The following is a 23371-nucleotide window of genomic DNA, read 5'->3' on the forward strand; positions in this document are numbered from 1 at the left end:
TCAGGGGTGCGTTAGCGTGGGTCACGAAAACCTCCGTGTTGCGATGCGAGTGTGGTAACCCACATCCTCACGGAGGTTTTCGCTTCCCTCAAACCATCAAACGTTCACAACGTCCCAGGTCAATACACCTAGCGGCGTCGGAAGTCGCCGGCGACGGGGCAGTCGAACGGGTCGCGAGCGTGCAGCCCCACCCGGTTGAGGTACTCGATCACGATGCGGTACGACTCCAGGAGCGAGGTCTCCGTGTACGGCACGTCCTGCTCTTCACAGTAGGCGCGCACGATCTCGCGAGCGCGGGCGAGGTGCGGCCTCGGCATGCTCGGGAAGAGGTGGTGCTCGATCTGGTAGTTGAGTCCGCCCATGAGCGCACTGGCCCACCAGCCGCCCCGCACGTTGCGGGAGGTGAGGACCTGCCTGCTGAAGAAATCGAGCTTCACGTCGGCGGGGATGAGCGGCATTCCCTTGTGGTTGGGCGCAAACGACGCCCCCATGTACACCCCGAAGACCGCCATCTGCACGGCGACGAACGCGACCGCGAGACCAAACGGGAGCATCCAGAAGATCGCGCCGAGGTAGATCGCGAAGCGGACCGCGATCATCGTCAGCTCCACCCACCGACCCGTGATCTTCTCCCGGGAGAAGAGCGATTTGATGGACCGGAAGTGGAGGTTGTAGCCCTCGAAGGTGAGCAGCGGGAAGAACAGGTAGCCCTGCTTGCGGGTGATCAGTGCCAGCAGGCCCCGTTGCTCGCTCGCCGACTCCTCCGTGAAGGAGATCGTGTCGAAGTCGATGTCGGGATCCTTCCCCTTCTTGTTGGGGTTGGCGTGATGACGCGTGTGCTTCGTCATCCACCAGCTGTAGCTCATCCCGACGATGCCGGCCGCGAGGAAACGACCGAGCCGGTCGTTCGCCCGCCCCGAGGTCAGGACCTGGCGGTGGGAGGCTTCGTGAGCGAGGAACGCGAACTGCGTGAAGATGACCCCGAGGGCGGCAGCGATGAGCAGCTGGAACCAGCTGTCTCCGAGCAGGATGAAACCGGCGATCGCAGCGGCGAGCGCGACGAGAAGGCCTGCCGCGAGGGCGCCGTAGAACCCGAGCGTGCGATCGAGGAGTCCCTGCCCACGGATCGCCTTCGAGACTGCGCCATAGCTCTGCGTGATCCGGGGAGTCTTCTCTCCCTTGGTCGTCCGGCGGACTGCGCCGTAGTTGCTTGGGGTGAGTTCTGACTCGGGCGACTGCACGGCCGGCTCCTTGCTCGGTCGGCACGAGGTGTCAGGCGACCCTCGTGACATGGCTGGCAATTCCGAGCAAGGATCGTAGTCGAACGGCAATTGCAGAGCTAACCGGTGCGGCTTTCTTGTCGCCGACAGTGGACTTCGCTGCGGGGGCAGCGCCGCCGTCCGAGGCGCGTCCTACGTCAGCGGCCTCGTGTGTCGGAGCTCGACGAGCGCGCGAGCGCTGCCCTCGTCCGCGATCTTGCTGGCGCCGTCCGGATGCCAACCCTGTCGCTCGTAGAAGCCGATCGCCCGCTCGTTGCCCGACAGCACCCACACGTAGGCGTTCGCGTGGCCGGCCGTGCGGAGTTCTTGTTCGACGCGACGGATGAGCGAAGCGCCGACCCCCGTCGACCAGTGGTCTGGATGCACGTACAGGCCGCCCAGCTCCCCTCGGTGCCCTTCGTCGGGGTCTCTCCCAGGCCCGAACGCGGCCCAGCCGACGATGCGTTCCCCGTCCTCGGCGACGAGCAGTCGATGCGGGCGCGCGGCGTCGAGGTCCGTCGGATCACCGCGCAGCGAGGCGGCGATCCACCGCGTCCAGCCGGCGGTGCGCTGCTCGACGCTCAGGGCAGCCAGCACCTCCGAGGGGATGAGACCCGCGTACGCCGCCCGCCACGAGTCGACGTGTACGACGGCAACTCCCCGCGCGTCAGCTTCGGTCGCCCAACGCAGAATGCTGCCTGTCATGCGCTCACGCTATCGCTGATCGGGTCACCGGTTCCGAGGGGACGCTCCGCGAGCGTGCCCGGCCAGATAGGTGTGGCCCACCCAGGAAATCCTGCGCAAACGAACCACCGCGGACCGTGCGCTTCTCAGGCCCTCCAGACGTCGACATCGCGCCAATCGCCGGGAAAGCCCATCTCACTGACATCCCGCCCGGGCAGCGCCGCGAACCCGCGCTCGACTTCCGACGCGACCTTGAGTGCCCAATTCGAGTCGGGCGCGGCAGCTGTCAAGATCTGCGCGATGACCGCGAGTGCTCCGTAGAGATCTTCGCTCTGTCCAGGAGGAAGGCTCTCCAATTCTTCGATCGTCCTCATCGCCCCTGTCGCAGCCGGGACGAGGGAGCGGTTCCAAAGGCGTCCATGATGGGCAGAGATATTGCGAACAACCGTCAGCTGCTCGAGCCACCGGGCGAACGGATGATGCTTGACGGCTTTGCCGCGTTGCCTCTGCGATAACCGGTCAAGTCGGAGACAAATACCCATGCCTTCAGCCACATCGAACTGGTCTGTTGCGCGCATTCCGTCATAGAGCATCGATACGTCCGAGAAGTCGAGGACCTCAACGAGCACCCAGATGGGAATCACCCCAGCATGATTCTGCATGTGATGGTTGATGAACATCGATCTGCGGGCCGCCCGCTTCACCCGTTCGTGCGTCTTGTCGACCCACGACGAGTGGTTGAAGGCATCCCGAAACAAGGACTTGTCCTCGTAGGACAAGGGGCCGTAGCGCCCGAGGACGTAGCTGACCTGACTGCGGAGTGCTACTTCGACCCGCTCGAGCCCGACATGCACGAGAGAGCGAAGTTTGCGGTCAAACTCGTACAGTGCCGCAACCTCTGAGAATTTGGTCCCCGGTCGGAACTGATCGGATCGTGAGGGCGCGCCCTCAGCGGTTGTCTCGAGTCGACGCGACGTGTACCAGTACCCGCTCAACCGGTAGTAGTTGGTCGACTTCAGCCACTGCTCGGGGTTGCCGTCGAGCTCCATGCCCCGGCTCTCGAGGAGCTGAGCCTGCTCTCCGATCGTGAGGTACTTCTTCGGTGAAGGTGACACGCTCGGCATCCTCTCGGACAAAAAAATCCAGCCCACACCGGTGGACCGGGCGGGCTGAACGATTGCCCCTAACTTAGCAGGGTTTGGCAGGGTCTGAGGGACACGGCAGGGAGGCGCAAGCGCCCAGATTCGTGAGACCCGTGGGTTCCGAATCGTCCCGATGGTGGGGCGCTCAGCGCACCACGCCGCAGGCGGTGACCACGCGAAGCAGGACCTGGCCTTCGGCTCCTGCTGGGTAGCTCAGGAGGTACGGGCCGGTTTCTTCCTCGATCAGGGTGTGTGCGCCTGTCGCCGGCCAGGTCGAGCCGTCGGCATACTCGACGGTCTCGCTCGCGGTGCCTGTGGAGGTCACGGCGTCGCCGTACTCCTGTTGAAGTTCCGTGATGGTGCTCGCGAGGTCAGTGGACGAGAACGTCGTCGCCCACACCCAGCGGCCGATTCCGGGTTCCTCGCCGCTGCAGGCGAAGACGTTGGGGTCGGCTTCGACGAGCCCGGTCGTTTCGGGGAACTCCGCGATCATCCCCTCGGCGACCTCCTTCGAGGCGTCGCGCACCTCGTTGATGGAGAGCTCGAACTTCGGCGGCTCCCGTTCCGCTGGTGCGGTGGGCGAGCATCCAACGAGTGCTGCGAGCGCGAGGGGAACCAGCAGTGCTGGGGTGAATCGACGGGGGCGCATACCGCCATTCTCCTGCAGGATGAGGGTCACGGCTCGCCGGGGGGAGCTGTCGAGCTGGCACGGCCTGGGGCCGGCGCAAGGGCTCTACCGCTGGCTGGGCACTGCCCACCGGCGGCGGAGGTAGTCGGCGACGAAGATGTTGCCGAGGAGCGGCAGCACAGCGAAGATGACCACGCCGACGACCCACGCGTCTGTCCCGCGGAACGCGAAGATGCCGATGGTGGAGACGGCGATCACGGCGACAGACGCCAGGATGCCGTTCCTGCGCACCCGCGACGACCAGTGCTGGCTCGCGCCGATCATGATGAGTCCGGCCACCCAGCCGAGCACCGGCACCAGGTACCAGCCGGCGATGAGGGCGATGGACATGATGATCGGGTAGGCGCGGCTCGGCCCGGGCGCTTCGAGCGAGGGTGTCTCCGCCATGGCGTCGGCTGCGATCGTGCTCGGCGCCCCGAGCTCCCGGATGCGGGCTCGAGTCTCGTCGGCGTCGAGACCGCGGAGCGTGTCCGCGATGTCGTTGAGCACCTCGTCCCGGACCTGGGGCACCCCGTCGCGGAGCGCTGCTTGGAGCTCCTTCAGGTAGCTGCCTGCGATTTCGTTCTGCGATTCGAAAGGCTTCATCGGTCTCCTGCTTCCGTCTGGTCGCGTGAGCGGATGCTGTCGCTCGCGGTCGTGGTGGTGGTCGTTCGTGATTGTGTGACTTCCTCCACGGCGGAAGCGAACGGCGCCCACTGGGACCTGAACTGCTCCAGCTCGGCGTGTCCCTGACTGGTGATGGCGTAGTACTTCCGGGGTCGCGCCGAGTCGGAGTCGTCGGCGTGCGCGGCGATCAGCTCGCGCTCGCGCAGTCGAGTCATCAACGGGTAGAGCGTTCCGATGCTGCCGATGAGCCCGAGGGAGACCAGTCGTTCTGAGATCAGCCACCCGTACATGGGCCCCTGTTGGAGGAGTCCGAGTACGCAGTACTCGACGACGCCCTTGCGGAGTTGCGCACCGACTGAGGTTGTCATGCATTGCACTTTACTTTGTAATGCAAGGTATTGCAAAGCATGTTGTCTGATGCAGACGCCCCGGACCGCAGGAACGTGGTCAGCGCAGTTCGCGCGCCCGATAGAAGCGTGCAGCGAGACCGGTGCCCACGGTGATGCCGATGATGCCGATGGCGGCGCACGCCGCGACGATTCCCTCGAGGGGCAGGGTCGAGAACGTGTCGTCGCCGAGGACGCCGGTGGCCTGGCCCACCCAAGCTCCGCCCGCGATGACGGCCACCGGGGCGTAGACCATGAAGCGTCCACGGGTGTAGCCGACACGGAAGAGCACGGGGAGCTGCACGCCGACCGCCAGGCCGATGATCGCGAACGCCGCCGCGTAGTTCACGAGGAGCAGCTCGGGCGCGAGGTCGCGGTTGCGCACCCACGCCATGACGAAGGTCACTGCTGTCGCGACGGCCACCGCGGCGAGGCCGTAGAGCAGCACGGAGATCGCGCGCCCGACGACGACTGCGCCCCGCGAGATCGGGAGCACCCCGTACAGCGTGTCGAGTCGATCGCGTTCGTCACCCAGGAACGGGGCGGACAGGATCAGGGATGTGACGAGGGCGGATGCGGCGATCGCCATCCCCGGTAGCGGGAGCACGATGCCGACCAGGGCGATGAACGCGAGCAGCAGCAGCGTCTGCTTCTTGACGGCCCAGGACATCAGGTCGAATCGAGTGAATGCGAGCGTCATGCTGTTGCCTCCTCGTGTGCGGCGGCCAGGTGGATGATGATGTCGTCGATGGTCGCCTCGTCGATCACGACCTCGGGCCCGTACTGTGGGGAGTCGTCGACGCGGATGAGCGCGGACCACCCCTGGCCGGTGTGCTGGGGGCCGAGTGCGCTCGCGGGCACTATGCCTGTGCCGCGCGCGATGGCGTAGCTCTCCTTGACGTCGGGGAGTGGGCCTCGGCGCGCGATGCGCCCGCCCACGAGCACGATGAGGTCATCGGCGAGCTCGTCGAGGTCGGTCGTGATGTGCGTCGAGAACAGCACCGCGTGCTGCGGGTCGACCATGAACTCGCGGATCACGTCGGTGATCTCCCGGCGCGATGCCGGATCGAGTCCGCTTGAGGGCTCGTCGAGGATGAGGAGCTCCGGCTGCTGTGCGAGGGCGCACGAGAGCGCGAGCTTCACGCCCTGGCCGCGGGAGAGCTCGCCGACTCGTCGCTTCTCGGGGATGCTGAACCGGTCGAGCAGCTGCGCGAAGCGAGCATGATCCCACCTCGGGTAGAACGGTGCGAGCCTTCTGCCGAGCGACGTCACGCGCCAGTCCTCGGCGGCTGTCGGCCGGTCGAGGACGATGCCCGTCTTTGCGAGGGCCGTGCTCGCTCCAGCTGGGCCCCCGAAGACCTCGATGCGTCCCGCGTCAGGGGCGATCAGGCCGAGTAGGGAGCGGATGATGGTGGTCTTTCCGGCTCCGTTCGGGCCGACGAGCCCGACCACGGAACCGCGCGGGATGCTGAATGAGATGTCCTCGACCGTGAAGTCGGGTCGAGTGATGCGCAGGTCTGAGATCTGCGCTGCGTCGTCAGTCATTGTTCCTCCAAGCCTCATCAAGGCGTCGGTGCATTTCGTCGATGTCGATGTGGGCGCTTCGAGCTGCGATGAGCAGCTCGTGCAGTGCGGCGGCGACTCGTTCCTCCAGGGCTCCGGAGGCGATCGTGGGGTCGACCTCCAGCACGACGAATCCGCGGCCGTGCTCGTTGCGGACCAGGCCCTCGTGGACGAGGTCGTTGTACGCGCGAGTCACGGTGATGACACTCACTCGGAGGTCTGCCGCCAACTGGCGCAGTGAAGGCAACGTCTCGCCTGCCGCGGCATCTCCGGACAGGATCGCCGACCGTACCTGCGTCTTGATCTGTTCGTAGATGGGCAACGAGGCGCTCGTTGAAATCAGTACTTTCCGCATGCGAACTCCACTGTACATAAACACCATAACACCAGAACAGTTCTCATTCTAGACCCCGCCGTCTCCGGCATGACAGACCGGCAAGCCTCTGCCCTCTGCGCTCCGCCCTATGGATGAGGGACCGGTGTTCTCTCTGGCTCGGATCGACTCGAATGTCCTGGATGTGCGCAGGTGGTGTGACGAAGCGCCAGGCAGGGGTTCCTGTCTGGCGCTTCGCTGATTGTGACGAGCGAGGAGTATCCCCGTTTCGGGAGACCCGTGGCTAGCGAGTCGCTCGGATGGGGAGTACAGCTAGTGCACCCAGGAGGGCGACCGCTCCGGCGATGAGAAAGCCTGCGACGTAGTTGGTTCCGACTGCGCCGATGGCGAAAAACAGCGGCGCTACGGCAGGTGCGAGCATCTGCGGGCCACTGGTGGCGATTTGCATGAGTCCCAGGTAGTTGGCCGCCTTCTTCTTGTCGGACAGTACCGTCACCGTCACCGTCACCCGATCGCGAGGTAGAGGCCACGCTCAGCAGCGATGAGGACGGCGCCGATGACGAACTGCGTGAAGGTAGGAGGGGAGAATCCGCGCAGACGTGGACCCGGATGCGACGGCCTCGGATCTGATGGCGCTCGCCGACGGGCTCAATCTTCAATGGCTCATCGACCCATCGATCGGCCCGACGCAGGGACTCGAGGCGGCGATCGACAGGCTGTTCGTCTAGCTGGTCAGCGTTCGAGGACGAGGGCGAGACCCTGGCCGACTCCGATGCAGATGGCGACGACGGCCACTCCACGTCCGCGGCGTGCGAGCTCGTGTGCTGCGCGTCCTACGATGCGTCCGCCGGAAGCGCCTAGGGGGTGTCCGAGGGCGAGTGCGCCGCCGTGTCGATTGACGATCTCGGGATCGAGGTCAGCCCAGAGGCGAAGGCAGGCGAGCGATTGGGCTGCGAAGGCTTCGTTGAGCTCGACGAAGTCGACGTCACTCCATGCGCGGCCGGCGCGCTTCAGAGCTCGGTTCGCCGCCTCGACGGGAGCGACGCCGAAGACGTCCGGGTCGTTCCCGAACGTTCCCCTGCCGGCTATGCGGGCGAGGGGTTCAGTGTCTAGGGCGCCTTCGCGGCCGATGAGCACCGCAGAGGCTCCATCGCTGATGGGGGAGGAGTTCCCCGCTGTCACGGATCCGTCTCGCGAGAAAGCGGGTCTTAGGGTAGCGAGCACTTGCGCCGTCGATTCGTCGCGGATGCTCTCGTCGCGGACCAGGTGGTGCTCTGGGACTTGGACGATCTCGTTCTGGAACACGCCATCACGCCAGGCCTCCGACGCGAGCCGGTGGCTCCGCGCAGCGAACTCATCCTGCTCCTCACGGCTGATGCTGTAGAGCGACGCGAGTTTCTCGGCACTCTCGCCGTTGGAGATGGTCCAGTCATCAGGGAGGCGGGGGTTGACCATGCGCCAGCCGATTGCCGTGTTCCAGAGCGTCTGGTTGGCCATGGAGAACGGTCGTGGCGCTTTCTCGACGACAAACGGGGCGCGGGTCATGGATTCGACTCCGCCCGCGAGGATGAGCTCAGCGTCGCCCGACTCGATGGCGCGGGAGCCGTGGAACACTGCGTCGAGCGATGAGCCGCAGAGACGGTTCACGGTGGTCCCGGTCACGGTCGTCGGGAAGCCGGCAAGGAGCGCCCCGAACCGCGCCACGTCGCGATTGTCTTCACCGGCCTGATTCGCGTCGCCGAAGATCACGTCGTCGATACGTGCGGGGTCGATGTCGGTTCGCTTGACGGTTGCGGCCATGACCACGGCTGCGAGGTCGTCGGCACGGACGTCGGCGAGGCCCCGTCCGTGGCGGCCGAACGGGGTGCGGACTGCGTCGTAGACGAAGCTTGCGGTCATGTGGCTGACTCCTGGTCGGTGGGTGACTCGTGATGGGTGAAGCGCAATCCGGTGAGCTCTTCCAGCTGCGTGACGGTGTTGTCCCCGAACGCCTCTCGAACGGTGAGGCCGTCGGGTGTCACGTCGAAGATCGCGTGGTCTGTGTAGATCCTGGTCACGCAGGCGACTCCGGTGACCGGGTAGGTGCAACTGGAGACGAGCTTCGAGCTGCCGTCCCGTGCCAGCAGGTCCGACATGACGTAGACCGACTTCGCCCCGATCGCGAGGTCCATGGCGCCACCGACGGCGGGAATCGCACCGGGTTTTCCCGTCGACCAGTTGGCGAGGTCGCCGCGTTCTGACACCTGGAAGGCGCCGAGCACGCAGACGTCGAGGTGGCCGCCTCGCATCATGGCGAAGGAATCCGCGTGGTGGAAGTACGAGCTGCCGGGCAGGGCGGTCACCGCCTGCTTGCCGGCGTTGATGAGGTCGGGGTCGATGTGGTCGGCGGCGGGGGCAGGGCCCATGCCGAGCATGCCGTTCTCCGTGTGGAGAATGATCTCCTTGTCCTGCGGCAAGGCATCGGCGACGAGAGTGGGGGCACCTATACCGAGGTTCACGACGGCTCCTTCCGGAATGTCGCTGGCAATGCGCGCCGCGAGCTCCTGGCGCGAGATGCGAGTGGTCATGCTGCCTCCGTTGCGGTGAGTCGGACGCCGTTCAGGTCGGTACCGCCGATGAAGACCCCGTCGTTCACCCAGCTCCGTTCGCCGACCTCGACCACATGGTCGACGTGGATGCCGGACGTGACGATCGCCTCGGGGTCGAGATCCCCGAGCGGGACGATGGAGTCGACCTGCGCGATGGTCAGGGTGGCGGCGCTGGCCATGATCGGGCCGAAGTTGCGTGCTGTCTTGCGGTAGACGAGATTGCCCCATCGGTCAGCGGAGAGCGCGCTGATCAGGGCGACATCCGCCGAGATCGGGAGCTCGAGCGCGTAGTCGCGACCGTTGAAGTTCCGGATCTCCTTGCCGGCGGCGAGTTCGGTGCCGACCCCAGTGGGGGAGTAGAACGCGCCGATCCCCGCACCTGCAGCTCGGATCCGCTCCGCGAGATTTCCTTGGGGCACGAGCTCGAGTTCGATCTCACCGTTCCGGTAGAGCTCGTCGAAGACCCAGGAGTCATGCTGGCGTGGGAAGGAGCAGATCACCTTGCGAACGAGTCGCTTCGCCAGCAGCGCGGCGAGGCCGGTGTCGCCGTTGCCCGCGTTGTTGTTGACGATGGTCAGATCTCGGGCGCCGTGGGTGATGAGGGCGTTGATGAGTTCGACCGGCTGGCCGGCGATCCCGAATCCCCCGATCATGACCGTGTCACCGTCATTCACGGCTGACACCGCCTCGTCCGTCGTCGCGATCGACTTGTCGATCATCACTCCTCCTTGAGCTTGTTCGCTATACGTACAAACGTACGTGATGAGTACAGGTTAGTTCTCCCGAGCCCTTGTCACAAGCGATAGAGGGTGGTGACCACGCTCACGAGGCACGGCCGTCCTTGGGGTCGCGGACGAGTCCGAGTGCCAACGCGAGCAGCAGGCCGATAGCCGCGAGAGGGATGCCTGCACCTGCTCCCGCTGCAAGCCCCACCACTGCTGGCATGGCGACCTGGCTCAGTCGGTTTCCCGCGAGCCTGATCGACAGTGCCTTTCCGAGGTGGTCCGCGGGGGTCTGCTGCGTGACCCACGCGAGCGTGAGCGGTTGGCCGGAGCCGAGCCCGACGCCGAGGAGCGTCACTGTGGCGAAGAGGAGCCAGAGTGGAATCGGAACTGCGAGCGCGAGGAGGCAGATCGCGGCGATGACGACGCTCGCCCTGATGACGGTGAGACGGCCGAACTTCGCCGAAGCAGCCCCGATGAAGAATCGTGCCGCCATGGATGAGAGTGCCCGAGCCACCAGCAGCCCGCCGACGACGGCGGTAGAGAGCCCGTACTCGTTGCCGAGTGCGGGGATGTAGACGGTGGTGATGTCCACGGCGGCGATGAAGAGGGCGCTGGTGATGATCGCCTTCGCCACGCCTGGAATGCGGAACAGCTCCCGGAGGGGGAGCTTTGGGCGGGCCCTCGCGCTGCGCCGCGATGCTGACGTTGCGGGCTTGGGGGTGAACGGTGCGATGGCGACGAGCACAACGCTCGCGCCTGCCCCCGCAATGAACATGGGAGCGGTGTCGGGTACTACGGAGGATCCGCCGAGAACCGGAAGCAGGGCCGGGCCAACAGCCTGCCCCAGCGAGGCGAAGAGACTGTACCGGCCGAAGTTCGAATCCAGGCCGCGGCCCGTCGATCCGCCGCCGACGGCAGCCTGTTGGCCGACCATGCAGGCCAGGTGGCCGGCGCCGAGGAGGGTGCTGCCTGCGAGAAGACCCGCGAGCGAACCGTTGCCGAGGATGAGGATCGCGCTCGCGACCACAACGACCGCGCCGCCCCAGAACATCATGGCCCTGGTGCCGATGCGGTCCGTCCAAGCACCGGTTGGGATCGCCAGGAGCAGGGGAAGAAGAGCGAAACTCGCGGCGATGAGGCCGACCCTGGAGACGGGAACTCCCAGGTCGAGGGCTTGGTAGGTGATCGCCGGGCGGATGAGGAAGACCAGGACGTGGACCACAAGGCAATGGGCGAGGACAGCCCAGAACGCGCGTTTGCTCACGTCCTGCTGCCCTCGCCCGGCGCGTGCACGCGCGCAGAGACTCCCTGTGTCAAGCCACGGGTTCGTGGTCGCGCGCGGTGGTCGCGCTCAGCTCGGCACGATCCCTGCGAGCCTTGCGGGCTCCCCGGATGGCCTGGATCCCCGAGAAGACGGTGAAGAAGACCACGAGGCCCCAGACGATCGCGGAGACGGGGGTCGACACGAAGTACGAGGTCGCGCCACCGCTGATCAGCATTCCTTGGATGAAGTACTTCTCGATGAGGGGTCCGAGGACAAGGCCGACGAGGAGCGCGGCGAGGCCGAATCCCATCTTCCGCATCACGTACCCGACGAGTCCCATCGCGACCATGACGTAGACGTCGAGCATGTTGCCGTTGAGGCTGTAGGAACCGATCATGGCAAGGATCACGATGACCGGCACGAGGATGTGCCGAGGCGTCTGCAGTACGCGCACCCACACTCCAGCTAGGGGGACGTTCAGGATGAGCAGGGCGACGTTGGCGATGAGCAGAGCCGCGATGACGGTCCAGAAGATGTCCGGGTGCTGCTCCATGAGGAGTGGTCCCGGTTGGATGCCTTGCACCGTCATCGCCGAGACGGCGAGGGCGAGGGTGGCCGAGAAGGGGAGGCCGAGCATGAGGACTGGCACCATGCTCCCGACGGCAGCAGCCGCGTTGGCCGCCTCTGGTCCTGCGAGCCCCGGTACAGCGCCCTTGCCGAAGCGTTCCGGGTGCTTCGAGATGGCCTGCTCCATGCGGTAGGAGGCGAAGGCAGACATCGTGGCGGAGGGGATAGGGAGCAGTCCGAACACGAATCCGAGGATGGATCCTCGGCCCCATGGAGCCAGCGACTCCCGCCACTCTGCGCGGGATGGGACGAGCTCCTTGATGCGCACCTTCGGCACCTTCGGTCCGCGGATGCGTTCCTCGAGCATGATCATGATCTCGGAGATCCCGTAGAGCCCGACCGCAACTGGGGCGAGTTGGAGCCCAAGCGTGAGGTCCAGGCTGCCGAACGTGAACCGCTGCACGTTCTGCGTCGGCTCCGTTCCAACGGTCGCCATGGCGAGTCCGATCAGCATCGGGAGAAGACTTACTCCGATGCCAGCTCCGGCACGTGCGCCGGAGATACGGGCAAGCAGGAACAGGCCACCGGCAGTAAGCGCGAAGTACTCGGGTGGTCCGAAGCTGATAGCGAGTCCGGTCACGAATGGAGCACTCAGCAGCAGGAGAGCGAGCGCGATCGTGCTGGCGATGAAGGCGCCGACGGCCACGATGACGAGTGCTGCGCCCGCGCGGCCTTTCTTCGTCATCGGGTAGCCGTCGAACGTCGCGGGGATGGCGGAGGCTTCCCCAGGAATGTTCAACAGGATCGAGGTCGTAGAGCCGCCGTATTGGGCTCCGATGTAGATGCCAGCGATCAAGATGATGCCGATGGCTGGTTCGTAGACGAAGGTGAGGGGGAGGACGAGGGAGGCTCCCGCGACCGGTCCGAGCCCGGGAAGCACACCGATGAGTGTGCCGACCAGGGCTGCGACGACCGCCGCGATGAGGATCTCGGGGGTGAGGCTCATGCCGAGGCCGTAGATGAGGCCTTCGATGGGATTCATGGCTGTTCCTAGTGATTCGAGATCAGAAGATGCCGCGAGGCAGTTGGACCTCGAGCACCTCGATGAAGAGCGCGGAGATGGCGAGCCCGACGACCGCGCCGATCAGCGCTGCGCGCCATCTCTTGCCGGCAGTCAGCAGCGCCGCGATGCTTCCGGCATAGAGCGGAGCTGCGATGTAGAGGCCAAGGACCGGCAGGACGAGCGCGAGAAGCACGAGGGTACCGACGAACATGAGGACATGTCGAAGCTCGCGACCCTTGGGGAGGGTCTCGGTCTCGTCTCGGCTCCGGAGGCCCTCGATGACGACGACAACTGCGACGAGGAGCCCGCCGATGCCCACGACCAGGGGGAACAGGCCGGCGCCGGGGGAGGACGCAGAGCCGGTCGGAAGCGTTGTCGCTTCGAGAAGGTAACCCGCGAAGAGGAGGAAGCAGAAGCCGCCTGCGTACGCCCGCCAGCGGCCGACGTTGATCGGTGTCGTGTGCTCGGCGGCGGTGTCTTCGGTGACGCCGCCGTTCGTGACGGTCATCCTTCGCGGCTGTCGGCGAGTTCGAGGGCGCGAACGCTCGCCTCGTCGGCCTTGTCGAGGAACTCGTCGAGTTCTGCACCATTGAGATTGTCGGGAAGGATCGACTGCGATTCGCACCACTCGATCCACTCTGGGCTGTTGACGACAGCAAGGGAGGCGTCGGTGATCGCCTGGCGGGTCTCATCCGAGAGGCCAGGGGGCGCGATCGTCATGAACTGCGACGCGAAGGGCACGTCGTAGCCCAGCTCTTCGAACGAGGGCGTGCCGTCGAGGAAGGTGTTGTACTCGGTGGGTCCGGTGTGTGCGAGTGGACGAAGGTCACCGGCTTCGACGAGTCCCATCTGGCCGGATGCGGTTGCCACGACCGCGTCGATCTGTCCGCCAAGGGCGCCAAGGACAGCTTCGCCGGCACCGCCGGGATACGGGACCATCGTCGTCTCGATGCCCGCTTCGTCCTCGAGCGTGAAGAGTGCGAAGGAGTTGTCTGAGATCCGTGCCGTCGTGCCCACACGAAGCTCACCCGGCTGAGATTTGGCCGCGGAGATGAAGTCTTCAAGCGTCTCGTAGGGAGAACTGGTCGGGACGAACAGCCCGTAAGGCCCGGTGACCATCTTGACGAGGGGGTCGTAGTCGTCGCGACCCGTGTACCCGAGGTTGTCGTTGATGATGGGCTGCACCACCAGGCCGCTGGTCGTCGCGAGGCCGAGCGTCTGTCCGTCGGAATCCGAGGTGAGCACGTTGGCGATGCCGATGGCTTGGTCGCCACCTGGCAGATTTTCCACGATGGCGCGCGACCCGAGCTCTTCTCCGAGCATGCGCGCGAACTCGCGCCCCACCGGGTCGCTGGATCCGCCGGGGGAGAAGGGGATGACGTAGGTGATCGGCCCGTCCGGGTACGCGCCCGGCTCGCTCTGCGATGAGCAAGCGGCAAGCGTTCCGACAAGCGCCGCCACGGCGGCGACGCTGCCGACACGACGGAGGAGGGGAGTGGTCATGGTGATGTCACTTTCTTGATGTCAGTTGCAACGGACGGACATGCCGCCGTCGACGGTGATTTCGGAGCCGGTGATGAACCTGGCTTCGTCTGAGGCGAGGAAGAGGGCGGCGTGCGCAGTGTCACGGCCGTCGCCGGACACCTGGAGGGGAGTGCGGGCGGCGCGCTGCCGCAGCAGCGCGTCGACGTCTCCCCCCGCTCGCTGTCCGGCCAGGCGAGCCTCGACCATGGGGGTGTGCAGCTGGCCGGGCACGACAGTGTTGACTCGGATCCCGAAGGGAGCGAATTCCACCGCACTCACTTTGGAGACCTGAATGACTGCGGCCTTCGAAGCGGCGTAGGCGATCTGGGGAGAGCCGGTGAAGCGCACTCCTGACGTGGAAGCGGTATTGATGATGGAGCCGCCGCCGTTCTCCTTCATCACGGGGACCACGTGGCGGAGGGCGAGGTACACGCTGGTCAGGTTGAGGTCGATCTGGCGCTGCCAGGCTTCCGGCGAGAGCTCTGTTGCACCGCCGTGGGCGGAACCGCCGACATTGTTGATCAAGACGTCGATCCGGCCGTGCTCGGCCACCGTGGTCGCCACGATCTTGGCAACGGACTCGTCGGAGGTCACATCGCCGGTCACCGAGGACATCGAATAGCCGGCGCCTTCCAGGACTTCCGCGGTCCCGGCGAGCGCTTCCGGGGAGCGGTCGACGCCGACGACCGTGGCACCTTCTCGGGCACAGACGAACGCTGTCGCGCGGCCGTTGCCCCAGCCGTCTCCGACGGACCCGGCGCCCATGACGAGGACAACTTTTCCCTTGAGGCGATCAGTCATTGCAGAGTTCCTTTCGATTGGGCGCTGCCGTCCTGGTTTCGCCGACATCTGTCGCGACGAGGAAGCGGGACACCATGTTGTACGCAGCGGAGGTGACGGTGAGCTCGATCATGGTTCGTTCGCCGAGTTCATCGAGAAGCTCGTCGAAGAGGTTGTCATCGACGACGACGTCGCGAGTCATCTGGTCGACATACGTGCAGATCTTCGACTCGAGGCCAGTGAGCGAACTCGGCGCGTCTGGCAGGCGCACCAGCTGAATGCTCTGGTCGGAGAGGCCTTCGCGGCGCGCGACCGGTTCGTGAGCGTCCCATTCGTACGCGCAGTCGTTGAGCACGGCAACTCGGAGGATGACCAGCTCACGGAGCCCGCCATCGAGCGTTCCTCGTTCCCGCACTGCACCCAGGAAGGAATTCCACCCCTTCGCGAACGGGGGACTGTGCAGCAGCATCCGGTCCAGTGGGCGGAGGGTGCCGCCTCGTCGCTGGCGAATCTCGTCATCGACGTCCGATACGTCGCTTACATACGGCATCCTTGCCATGCTGTCCTCTCTGACCGCCATGCGTACGTGTGTACGCCATACAATTTAGGCACGGCAAAGCGCCACGTCAAGCCGATCCCAGAATCGGCTCGGTGGCGGGCGGGGCAGAGTTCACCCGCTCAAGAGGTCCAGGCCGAGATGGCCGCCGGGGCTACCGGCCTGAATACGACATCTCTTCGGAGATCGCCCGCGCGGTCTCGAGCAAGCGTGGCGCGTACTGCGTCTTGAGCGTGTCGAACGGAACGCGAAGCGAATTCACGGACACGTTGATCGCCCCGAGGGCGACGCCGGCCGGGGACAGGAGTGGTGCCGCAACGGACGAGACGCCGATCTCACGCTCTCCGTCGTTGATGGCGAATCCCTCGACGCGTGCCTGCTCGAGCTGCTCGGAGAAGCGTGTTCGATCGGGCACGGTGTTCGGTGTCAGCTGCTCGAAGGTGGCATGCGCCAGGTAGTCATCGAGCGTGGCTTGCGTTGAGAACGCCAGGATGGCCTTGCCCAGCGATGTCGCATGGGCGGGAAGTCGCGATCCGACGTTGAGCTGGATGACAGACCGCCGCACCGCCACGCGGGCGACGTAGACCACCTCGGTGCCGTCAAGCGTCGCCAAGGAGCACGATTCTTCCAGCTCGTCGGCGAGTAGACGCAGGTGGGGCTGTGCGATGTCCCAGTACGGCAGGGAGGACAGGTACGTGAACCCGAGGCGCAGCACCTTGGGGGTTGGCCAGAAGTACTTGCCATCAGTCGCCAGGAAGCCGTGCTGCTCGTACGTCATCAGGATGCGCCGCGCAGTCGGCCTCGTGTAGCCACTGGCCTCGGCAACCTCGCTGATCGAGGCTCTTGGGAGTTCGGAGGAGAACACTTGAAGCACGTTCAACGCCTTGACTACCGCGCCGATCTCGTCGGTTCCGCCCATAGTGGCCTCCATATCGAGCGTAAGCGGCAGCGCCGGCCCCGCGATCGCAAAGGTCATTCTTCGTTCCGAGGGGAGCATGCGAACGCCCCGCCGGAACTCTCAACTGTAGAGCCCTCCTGTCTCCGCATTCGGTGGATGACTGTCCGAGGGGGGTTGATCTCCGTTTCGATTTATGAAAACGTACGTCATGCGTACGTTTGTACGCCGATTGGTCGCTTCGTTGGCCATGCCGCACATGGAGGTGCAGAATGTCATCTATCGCTTCACCATCCGCCGCAGACGTTGAGTCGGCCGTTGTCACCACGGCCGCCGGCGTCTCCGTGGAGGTCTATGACCAGGGCGCCGGGGCCGCGGTCGTGCTCCTGCCGTCGCTCGGGCGAGGCGCCGCTGACTTTGATGTCGTCGCGCGCTTGTTGGCCGCAGATGGGTTTCGCGTCCTCAGGCCGGAGCCACGAGGGGTCGGTGCCAGCACCGGCCCGATTCAGGGTCTGACCATGCACGACCTGGCGCAGGATGTCGCTCTCGCTCTTGACCATCTCGGCATCTCAGACGCCATCGTCGTCGGTCATGCGTTCGGAAGCCAGCCGGCTCGGATGCTCGCCGAGCTCCGCCCTGATCTCGTGCGTGCGCTCGTCCTCGCCGCAGCGTCGGCCGGGAAGGTTCCGGTCGGTTCGAAGGAGCAGCCGTACAAGCGCTTGCGTCAGGAGATCGATCGTTCGGGCGACCGGCGGTTCAGCGAAGAAGAGCGTATCCGCTGCCTCACGGCGGCATTCTTCGCCCCTGGGCACGACCCCCGCGTCTGGCTCGACGGCTGGTCGCAGCCCGCGCACGAAGCGCAGGCCCATGCCAGGGAAGCGACACCCGTTGACGCGTACTTCGAAGCGGGTGGAAAGCCCATCCTCGACCTGCAGGCAGAGTTCGACGCGGTTGTCATCCCGAACATCTATCGGCCGATGCTTGGAGAACGGGTCACAGTGCAGACGATCGAGAATGCCGGTCACGCGCTGCTTCCCGAGCAGCCCGAGGCGTTCGCTCGAGCGGTCGCGGACTACGCTCGTGCGCTCCCCAGCCAGGACACTCGCCGCTGATCAGCGCTGTTGCGCCTGGTGCTGATCGGCCGCGAGCTCCAGCGCACGAGATACCCGCCCCCGCACCGGCGGCGGATGCCGAACGCCACACCCACGTCAAAGAAGACAGGTAGGAACATGTCAGTCATCAGCATCTACCAGGGCATGTGGAACGAGCACGATAAAACGAAGCTCGTCCTCAAGCGCATTATGAACCCGCTCTCCGGGCGGGGAGAAACCGGGAGTATCCACGTCCCCGCCGAGGCCGAGGGGAAACAGCAGCGCCCACCCGGGCAGCTCTCGCTCTGGCAGTGGATTGCCCTCGTCTCGGGGCCTGCATCCTTCGCGGTGCTCGCTCTCTTCTACCGCCCAGAGGGCATGTCCGACATGTCCGCCTCTGTACTCGGCGTCACTGCCTGGATGGCGATCTGGTGGATCAGCGAATGTGTCCCACTGCCGGTCACCGGATTCGTTCCGATCCTCGTCTTCCCACTCACCGGTGCGATGTCCGCGAGCGACACGTTCTCGGCGTACGGGAACAACATCATCTTCTTGTTCCTCGGAGGCTTCCTGATCGCCGGGGCGCTCGAGAAATGGCAGCTCCATCGCCGCCTTGCGCTCGGAATCATCCGCATATTGGGTACCTCTGTCCAGCGCCTCATCCTCGGCTTCATGCTGGCGACAGGTTTCCTCTCCTTCTTCGTGACCAACACGGCGGCGGCGATGATGATGATCCCCATGGGCATGGCGCTCGTCGCCCAGGTCAACACCATGAAGACCGAAGCCGAGACCTCGGACGTGAAGAAGTTCGAACGCGCGTTGATCTTCGGTGTCGGCTATGCAGCGACCATTGCCGGGACTGGCACCGTGCTGGGAGGCACGAGCATTCCGCTCTTCCTGGCTCAGGCGGAGATCTTCGCCGGTGTCAAGGTCTCGTTTGTGCAGTACATCGCCTTCGGCATCCCCTTCGCCTTCACCTTCCTGATCCTCCTCTGGCTCTACCTCACCAAGATCCGCTACCGGATGTCGTTCAAGACCATCCCCGGCGGCAAGGAGATCGTCGACAAGGAGCACGCCGCGCTGGGTCGAATGAGTGGCGAAGAGAAGAAGATCGCCTTCGTCGGTCTCTTCGTCTCGTTCCTCTGGATCTCAAGGCCCTGGCTCATCGATCCGTTCGTCGCGGATATCTCGGACGGCATGATCGCGATTCTTGGCGCCGTGCTGCTGTTCGTGCTGCCTGCGAAGAGTCAAGAGAGCCCCAGGGTCCTGGTCTGGGAAGACACGAAGAAGACGCCGTGGGGCATCCTGATCATGCTGGGCGGAGGGCTCGCGCTCGCGCAGGCATTCAGCGAGACCGGTCTCTCCGAGTGGGTCGGAGACCAGTTCCTCGGTCTGAGCGGCCTGCCCTTCCTCGTCACGGTGCTCCTCATCGTGACCGCCCTCGTCTTCATGACGGAATTCACCTCCACCTCGGCCACCGCGCTTCTGTTCGTGCCGCTCATGGGGACGCTCGCCCTCTCGCTCGGCTACGATCCGCTGCTGGTCATGCTCGCAGCAACCCTGGCCGTGAACTGCGCCTTCATGCTGCCAGCGGCCACGCCACCGAACAGCATCATGTTCGGCACGGGACTCGTCACGATCCGAGAAATGGTCAGGAACGGATTCTTCGTCAGCATCATGGGCATCTTCTGGATCGTGCTCTTCATCTGGCTCTGGGCGCCAGTCGTCTTCAGCTAGGTCTGCAGCGCTCACGTCGACCACAACGAAAGGAATCTGGCTTCCGATGCATGACCTCGAGGTCACCACTCCCGGCCCGCACCGAGACACGCGCGCACCGAGCGTGCCTCTCCCGCAGAACAGCTGCGATGCGCACGTGCACCTCTTCGGGCCGCACGACCGCTTTCCCTTCGCGCCAGATCGAACGTTCACGCCCGAGGACGTGTCGTTGGAAGACCTCGAGGCGATGCATCGCACGCTGGGATTCGAGCGGGCCGTGCTGGTTCAGTCTGCAGCCCACGGCAGCGACCACTCGGTTCTTCTGGACGCCCTGGAACGTGGACAAGGTCGCTACCGTGCGACTGCGCTGCTCTCGCGAACGACAACCGAGGCCGAAGTCGCGAGCCTGGATGCGGCAGGGTTCTGCGGGACACGAATCCACTTCGCCCCGCACCTGGGACAGGGGCCGACGGAAGCCGACATCGAGCGTCTCGCCGACCTCGTCGGTCCGTACGGATGGCACCTCGAGGTTCATGCCATGGGTGACGCGCTGCGCGGGATCACCGATCTCCTGCACCGGCTCCCCATCCGCATCGTGCTCGACCACATGGGACGCTTCGAGAACACGGACGGAGTGCTGAGCCCCGGCTTCCAGACGGTGGCCGAGCTGTTGGCAGGGCCCGATGTCTGGGTCAAGCTGAGCGGAATCGACCGCATGTCGCGCCAACTGCCCAGCATGCGAGACGGCATCGAGATTGCCCGGCGCCTCTCTGCAGCATTCCCGGAGAGATGTGTGTGGGGCAGCGACTATCCGCACCCCAACACGCACGGTTTCGTGCCAAGAGATGAGGCTCTCGTCGACGCGCTCACGCACATCGTGCCGGACGCAGATGGCCTCAAACGCCTGCTTGTCGACAACGCTGAGGAGTGCTTCGGGTTCGGGACAATCTGACTCGACAGGGGCCCGGACTTCACTGTGGCGGTTGTCTTCCCACGCGCGGATCGACGGCGGACTTGCACCTTCCGCAGCGTCATGTGGTGCAGTGGATGCATCCAGCCACCCCCGAGGAAGGCCCCACATGCTGTCGTCGTTCATCCCGCCCCGCCAGGTCACGATCGGCGGAGCCGCCGAATTCGTCGGGACCACGCCCCGCGCGATTCGCCACTACCACCAGCTGGGGCTGATCCCGGAGCCGGCGCGGGGGAGCGACGACCGCCGCCGCTACGGTTACGACGAGATGATCCAGCTGCTGTGGATCCGTCGGATGGCCGACGCCGGCATCGCCTTGGACGACATCCGCGATGCCTTCGCGGACGCGGGCGTGGCCGACTCAATCGGCAGCGGCGGCGATGTCGCGCGCATCCTCGAGCGGCTGGAGGAGTCCCTCGTCGCGCGGCAGGCCGAACTCGAGCGGCAGCGGACGGCGGTGCAGCGCATGCGCGCGCAGGGCAGCAGGTTGGGCTTGCTCTCCGATGTCGTGAGCGACCGCCTGGCAGAGCTGCCAGAGGGGGCCCTGCGGCAGGACGACCTGGACACCCTGCTCGTGACCGAGCGGATCTTCGGCGCACTCGGTGCTTCCGTCCAGGCATCGCGGTTCATCGCCCTGGCCACCCACCCGGAGTTGCGGGAGGAGGCCGACCGCATCGACGCCGCCGAGGAGGCGCTCGACGATACCGTCGCCGTCGACGACCCCCGCGTGGCTGAGGTGGCCGCTGAACGGGCCGCCTTCGAGGCCACCCTCAACGGGGTCATCGAGAGCTCCGGCCTCGCGCAGGCCGACAACGACCGCTTCGACGCCTGGGAGGAGTCGCATCCCGCTCCTGCTCCTGCCGATGCTCCTGCTCCTGCCGATGACGACGAGGGCGCCGAGGACGCCGAGGACGCCGCCGAAGATGCCGAAGACGCCCGTGCAGCGCGCGGGACGAGCCTCGCCGAGGCCGTCCAGATGATGCCGTACGACTTCTCGCCCGCGCGCTGGCGCAGCATGGAACTCGCCCAGGAACTGGCGCTCGAGCTCTACTGACCCACCACGACGCGAGTCATCGTCGCGCATCCTGCCTTTGCGGAGGTCGCGGTGCGGTGAGGTATCTGAGAGCTGAAACGAGGAGAAGACCATGAGCAGTCCGCGAACTCCGCGCGCGTCCCGGACGCCGAAGGTCGGCGCCAGGTGGTGGGTGCCGCTTGCGCTGGTCTCGGCCCTCGGCGGGGTTCTGGTCTGGCTCAACCAAGGGCTCTGGTGGGCCTGGCTGCTGGTGGGCGCCAGCGTGCTGCTCGTCGCGCTCGCGGCGCACACGTGGGGCTCTCGCCGGTGGTTCGTGCAGGTGCCGGCATGGCTGGTGTCCGCCTCCCTCGTCGCAGCGATTGCCATCGCGGCTGGTCCGCCGATCGTGACCCGGACCATCGATGGTGCGCACACCGCCGCCGTGGCGACCGAGCAGGGAGCGGTGGTCGGGGTGCGCGACGAGGAAGCCGGGGTCGAGGCATTCGCCGGCATACCGTACGCGGCCCCTCCCGTCGGCGACTTGCGGTGGGCGGCGCCGCAGCCCGCGCTTCCTCGCGCGGAGACCCTGATCGCGGACGATTTCGGCCCTTCTGCTGTCCAATCCGAGCCGTCGTTCTTCGTCCGCGCGGCGACGCAGGTGATGGATGTGCCGCTCGAGAACACCCTGCTCGGTGGCTACGCCACGGACGAGGATGCGCTGCGGCTCAACATCTGGCGCAGCAGTTCGGCGCAGCCCGAAGAGCGGCTTCCGGTGCTGGTGTTCGTGCACGGTGGCTCATTCACCGGTGGGTCTGGGGCGCTTCCCGCATACGACGGTGCCGCGCTGGCTGCTCGCGGCGAGGCCATCGTCATCACCATCAACTACCGTCTGGGCGTGTTCGGCTTCTTCGCGGATGAGGAGCTGGGGGATGCCGGCGGCAACCAGGGTCTGCGTGATCAGATCGCCGCGCTGCACTGGGTGCAGGACAACATCGCGGCGTTCGGGGGCGATCCTGGCCGGGTCACCGTGGCAGGGGAGTCGGCGGGTTCCGGCAGCGCCTGCATCCTCGGCGTCTCCCCGCTCGCCGCGGGGCTCGTCCACGGCCTCATCGGCGAGAGCGGCAGCTGTCTCGGAACGGCCGGTGACAGAGGCGCCGGCGACCTGTACGACACCGCGGAGAACGCGCGCGCGGCCGCAGCCTCGCTGCAGGAAGCGCTCGGGGTCGCCAGTCTGGCCGAGCTGCGCGCACTGCCCTCCGAGACGATCCAGGAAGCTGCGGCTTCGCTGTCGGCGCATTGGTGGCCGCACATCGACGGCGAGCTGCTCCCCGCCTCGCCCACCGAGATCTACGCCGCCGGGGCGCAGAATGATGTCCCTCTGCTCTTGGGCAGCAACGCGGACGAAGCCTCGCTGTCGTTGCTGGGGAGCCTGGACACGGATCCGAGCGCCTACGAGCAGGAAGCCCGCGAGGCCTACGGCGCGGAGGCGGATGCCTTCCTGCAGCTGTACCCGGGCGAGACCGCCGAGCAGGTGCTCGACTCGCGCGTGCGGGCGGAGACCGACAGATCCATGATCAGTCCGACCCACGAGTGGGGCGTGAGCGCGGCGGCGACGGGTGCCGGGAACGTCTATCCGTACTTCTTCACGCGGGTGCCTCCGGACCCCGCACTCGAGCGATTCGGCGCGTACCACGGGGCCGAGGTCATGTACGCGTACGGCAATCTGGGGGCCGATGGGGACGTCGCCTACGAGGCGATCGATCGTCGTCTCGAGGCCGAGATGACCGGCTACTGGCTGGCCTTCGTCACGACTGGAAACCCGAACGGCGGTGCGCGGCCTGCCTGGCCCACGCTCCAGGCCTCTCCCGATCACGTCCTCGAGCTCGGCGACGAGACCAGGGTCGTCCCGAGGCCGCGCCAGCAGGAGGTCGACTTCTGGCTGGCTCAGGGCTGATCCC

The 23371-nt window shown here is 65.9% G+C and carries 25 protein-coding genes; 6 read left to right on the top strand and 19 right to left on the bottom strand.

Features of this window, described 5'->3' with window-relative positions; genetic code table 11:
- Positions 1-128 precede the first annotated feature (128 nt).
- The 9 genes from GV007_RS16750 to GV007_RS16790 all read right to left on the bottom strand — a co-directional run bounded on the left by GV007_RS16750 (position 129) and on the right by GV007_RS16790 (position 6650).
- Positions 129-1241 (bottom strand): fatty acid desaturase family protein, encoded by a 1113-nt coding sequence (locus tag GV007_RS16750; protein ID WP_236558596.1) that lies wholly within the window; start codon positions 1239-1241, stop codon positions 129-131.
- 171 nt (positions 1242-1412) lie between these two features.
- Positions 1413-1964, bottom strand: a complete 552-nt coding sequence (locus GV007_RS16755) for a GNAT family N-acetyltransferase (RefSeq protein ID WP_160074637.1) — start codon at positions 1962-1964, stop codon at positions 1413-1415.
- A 125-nt stretch (positions 1965-2089) separates the two neighbouring features.
- Positions 2090-3058, bottom strand: a complete 969-nt coding sequence (locus GV007_RS16760; RefSeq protein ID WP_236558597.1) for an Abi family protein — start codon at positions 3056-3058, stop codon at positions 2090-2092.
- 172 nt (positions 3059-3230) lie between these two features.
- On the bottom strand, positions 3231-3734 hold the full coding sequence (locus GV007_RS16765) for a hypothetical protein (protein ID WP_160074639.1): 504 nt from the start codon (positions 3732-3734) through the stop codon (positions 3231-3233).
- A gap of 84 nt (positions 3735-3818) precedes the next feature.
- Positions 3819-4358 (bottom strand): HAAS signaling domain-containing protein, encoded by a 540-nt coding sequence (locus tag GV007_RS16770; protein WP_160074641.1) that lies wholly within the window; start codon positions 4356-4358, stop codon positions 3819-3821.
- Positions 4355-4747, bottom strand: coding sequence for a PadR family transcriptional regulator (locus GV007_RS16775; protein ID WP_104239880.1), 393 nt, complete (start codon positions 4745-4747; stop codon positions 4355-4357). The genes GV007_RS16770 and GV007_RS16775 overlap by 4 nt, the downstream gene beginning before the upstream one ends.
- Positions 4748-4826: 79 nt before the next feature.
- Entirely contained in the window at positions 4827-5465 is a 639-nt protein-coding gene (locus GV007_RS16780; protein ID WP_160074643.1) for an ABC-2 transporter permease, read from the bottom strand.
- On the bottom strand, positions 5462-6310 hold the full coding sequence (locus GV007_RS16785) for an ABC transporter ATP-binding protein (RefSeq protein ID WP_160074645.1): 849 nt from the start codon (positions 6308-6310) through the stop codon (positions 5462-5464). Before GV007_RS16785 ends, GV007_RS16780 begins: the two co-directional genes overlap by 4 nt.
- Complete coding sequence (locus tag GV007_RS16790) at positions 6303-6650, bottom strand: GntR family transcriptional regulator (RefSeq protein ID WP_228496687.1); 348 nt, start codon at positions 6648-6650, stop codon at positions 6303-6305. Before GV007_RS16790 ends, GV007_RS16785 begins: the two co-directional genes overlap by 8 nt.
- A 599-nt stretch (positions 6651-7249) precedes the next feature.
- Between GV007_RS16790 and GV007_RS16795 the strand changes: the two genes are divergently transcribed.
- Complete coding sequence (locus GV007_RS16795; protein WP_268893497.1) at positions 7250-7390, top strand: TetR family transcriptional regulator C-terminal domain-containing protein; 141 nt, start codon at positions 7250-7252, stop codon at positions 7388-7390.
- Between the two features lie 4 nt (positions 7391-7394).
- On the opposite strand, the gene GV007_RS16800 is transcribed toward GV007_RS16795, so the two are convergent.
- From GV007_RS16800 to GV007_RS16845, 10 genes are all read right to left on the bottom strand, one after another.
- Complete coding sequence (locus tag GV007_RS16800) at positions 7395-8561, bottom strand: thiolase family protein (protein WP_160074649.1); 1167 nt, start codon at positions 8559-8561, stop codon at positions 7395-7397.
- The gene (locus GV007_RS16805; protein ID WP_160074651.1) at positions 8558-9229 is read right to left on the bottom strand and encodes a 3-oxoacid CoA-transferase subunit B; all 672 of its coding nucleotides are present in this window, start codon (positions 9227-9229) and stop codon (positions 8558-8560) included. Before GV007_RS16805 ends, GV007_RS16800 begins: the two co-directional genes overlap by 4 nt.
- On the bottom strand, positions 9226-9969 hold the full coding sequence (locus GV007_RS16810; protein ID WP_160074652.1) for a 3-oxoacid CoA-transferase subunit A: 744 nt from the start codon (positions 9967-9969) through the stop codon (positions 9226-9228). Before GV007_RS16810 ends, GV007_RS16805 begins: the two co-directional genes overlap by 4 nt.
- Before the next feature lie 103 nt (positions 9970-10072).
- Positions 10073-11239: an MFS transporter gene (locus GV007_RS16815; protein WP_160074654.1), complete on the bottom strand. Its 1167-nt coding sequence runs from the start codon at positions 11237-11239 to the stop codon at positions 10073-10075.
- Positions 11240-11288: 49 nt separating this feature from the next.
- Positions 11289-12848, bottom strand: coding sequence for a tripartite tricarboxylate transporter permease (locus GV007_RS16820; protein ID WP_160074656.1), 1560 nt, complete (start codon positions 12846-12848; stop codon positions 11289-11291).
- Between the two features lie 22 nt (positions 12849-12870).
- On the bottom strand, positions 12871-13377 hold the full coding sequence (locus GV007_RS16825; protein WP_160074658.1) for a tripartite tricarboxylate transporter TctB family protein: 507 nt from the start codon (positions 13375-13377) through the stop codon (positions 12871-12873).
- Entirely contained in the window at positions 13374-14372 is a 999-nt protein-coding gene (locus GV007_RS16830) for a Bug family tripartite tricarboxylate transporter substrate binding protein (protein WP_160074660.1), read from the bottom strand. Before GV007_RS16830 ends, GV007_RS16825 begins: the two co-directional genes overlap by 4 nt.
- Before the next feature lie 21 nt (positions 14373-14393).
- On the bottom strand, positions 14394-15194 hold the full coding sequence (locus tag GV007_RS16835; protein WP_160074662.1) for an SDR family NAD(P)-dependent oxidoreductase: 801 nt from the start codon (positions 15192-15194) through the stop codon (positions 14394-14396).
- Positions 15187-15753 carry a carboxymuconolactone decarboxylase family protein gene (locus GV007_RS16840; protein ID WP_201297760.1) on the bottom strand — a complete coding sequence of 189 codons (567 nt, stop codon included), beginning with the start codon at positions 15751-15753 and terminating at the stop codon, positions 15187-15189. Before GV007_RS16840 ends, GV007_RS16835 begins: the two co-directional genes overlap by 8 nt.
- Before the next feature lie 130 nt (positions 15754-15883).
- Positions 15884-16705: an IclR family transcriptional regulator domain-containing protein gene (locus GV007_RS16845; RefSeq protein ID WP_236558599.1), complete on the bottom strand. Its 822-nt coding sequence runs from the start codon at positions 16703-16705 to the stop codon at positions 15884-15886.
- Between the two features lie 191 nt (positions 16706-16896).
- Between GV007_RS16845 and GV007_RS16850 the strand changes: the two genes are divergently transcribed.
- The 5 genes from GV007_RS16850 to GV007_RS16870 all read left to right on the top strand — a co-directional run bounded on the left by GV007_RS16850 (position 16897) and on the right by GV007_RS16870 (position 23367).
- Positions 16897-17736, top strand: a complete 840-nt coding sequence (locus GV007_RS16850; RefSeq protein ID WP_160074664.1) for an alpha/beta fold hydrolase — start codon at positions 16897-16899, stop codon at positions 17734-17736.
- A 117-nt stretch (positions 17737-17853) separates the two neighbouring features.
- A complete protein-coding gene (locus tag GV007_RS16855) occupies positions 17854-19452 on the top strand; it encodes an SLC13 family permease (protein ID WP_160074666.1) in 1599 nt (532 codons plus the stop codon).
- 46 nt (positions 19453-19498) lie between these two features.
- Positions 19499-20383, top strand: a complete 885-nt coding sequence (locus GV007_RS16860; protein WP_236558601.1) for an amidohydrolase family protein — start codon at positions 19499-19501, stop codon at positions 20381-20383.
- A 127-nt stretch (positions 20384-20510) separates the two neighbouring features.
- Positions 20511-21455, top strand: a complete 945-nt coding sequence (locus GV007_RS16865; protein WP_160074668.1) for a MerR family transcriptional regulator — start codon at positions 20511-20513, stop codon at positions 21453-21455.
- A 91-nt stretch (positions 21456-21546) separates the two neighbouring features.
- Positions 21547-23367, top strand: coding sequence for a carboxylesterase family protein (locus GV007_RS16870; RefSeq protein WP_160074670.1), 1821 nt, complete (start codon positions 21547-21549; stop codon positions 23365-23367).
- Positions 23368-23371 lie beyond the last annotated feature (4 nt).

The sequence above is a fragment of the Pseudoclavibacter sp. 8L genome, assembly GCF_902506465.1.
Lineage (GTDB): Bacteria > Actinomycetota > Actinomycetes > Actinomycetales > Microbacteriaceae > Pseudoclavibacter.

Excerpts from the sequence above, each read along its gene's own strand:
- GV007_RS16835 (WP_160074662.1), bottom strand. The coding sequence starts at position 15,194 with ATGACTGATCGCCTCAAGGGAAAAGTTGTCCTCGTCATGGGCGCCGGG.
- GV007_RS16775 (WP_104239880.1), bottom strand. The coding sequence starts at position 4,747 with ATGACAACCTCAGTCGGTGCGCAACTCCGCAAGGGCGTCGTCGAGTAC.
- GV007_RS16805 (WP_160074651.1), bottom strand. The coding sequence starts at position 9,229 with ATGACCACTCGCATCTCGCGCCAGGAGCTCGCGGCGCGCATTGCCAGC.
- GV007_RS16820 (WP_160074656.1), bottom strand. The coding sequence starts at position 12,848 with ATGAATCCCATCGAAGGCCTCATCTACGGCCTCGGCATGAGCCTCACC.
- GV007_RS16845 (WP_236558599.1), bottom strand. The coding sequence starts at position 16,705 with ATGACCTTTGCGATCGCGGGGCCGGCGCTGCCGCTTACGCTCGATATG.
- GV007_RS16800 (WP_160074649.1), bottom strand. The coding sequence starts at position 8,561 with ATGACCGCAAGCTTCGTCTACGACGCAGTCCGCACCCCGTTCGGCCGC.
- GV007_RS16870 (WP_160074670.1), top strand. The coding sequence starts at position 21,547 with ATGAGCAGTCCGCGAACTCCGCGCGCGTCCCGGACGCCGAAGGTCGGC.
- GV007_RS16860 (WP_236558601.1), top strand. The coding sequence starts at position 19,499 with ATGCATGACCTCGAGGTCACCACTCCCGGCCCGCACCGAGACACGCGC.
- GV007_RS16830 (WP_160074660.1), bottom strand. The coding sequence starts at position 14,372 with ATGACCACTCCCCTCCTCCGTCGTGTCGGCAGCGTCGCCGCCGTGGCG.
- GV007_RS16855 (WP_160074666.1), top strand. The coding sequence starts at position 17,854 with ATGTCAGTCATCAGCATCTACCAGGGCATGTGGAACGAGCACGATAAA.
- GV007_RS16840 (WP_201297760.1), bottom strand. The coding sequence starts at position 15,753 with ATGGCGGTCAGAGAGGACAGCATGGCAAGGATGCCGTATGTAAGCGAC.
- GV007_RS16785 (WP_160074645.1), bottom strand. The coding sequence starts at position 6,310 with ATGACTGACGACGCAGCGCAGATCTCAGACCTGCGCATCACTCGACCC.
- GV007_RS16755 (WP_160074637.1), bottom strand. The coding sequence starts at position 1,964 with ATGACAGGCAGCATTCTGCGTTGGGCGACCGAAGCTGACGCGCGGGGA.
- GV007_RS16850 (WP_160074664.1), top strand. The coding sequence starts at position 16,897 with ATGTCATCTATCGCTTCACCATCCGCCGCAGACGTTGAGTCGGCCGTT.
- GV007_RS16825 (WP_160074658.1), bottom strand. The coding sequence starts at position 13,377 with ATGACCGTCACGAACGGCGGCGTCACCGAAGACACCGCCGCCGAGCAC.
- GV007_RS16865 (WP_160074668.1), top strand. The coding sequence starts at position 20,511 with ATGCTGTCGTCGTTCATCCCGCCCCGCCAGGTCACGATCGGCGGAGCC.
- GV007_RS16810 (WP_160074652.1), bottom strand. The coding sequence starts at position 9,969 with ATGATCGACAAGTCGATCGCGACGACGGACGAGGCGGTGTCAGCCGTG.
- GV007_RS16770 (WP_160074641.1), bottom strand. The coding sequence starts at position 4,358 with ATGAAGCCTTTCGAATCGCAGAACGAAATCGCAGGCAGCTACCTGAAG.
- GV007_RS16780 (WP_160074643.1), bottom strand. The coding sequence starts at position 5,465 with ATGACGCTCGCATTCACTCGATTCGACCTGATGTCCTGGGCCGTCAAG.
- GV007_RS16765 (WP_160074639.1), bottom strand. The coding sequence starts at position 3,734 with ATGCGCCCCCGTCGATTCACCCCAGCACTGCTGGTTCCCCTCGCGCTC.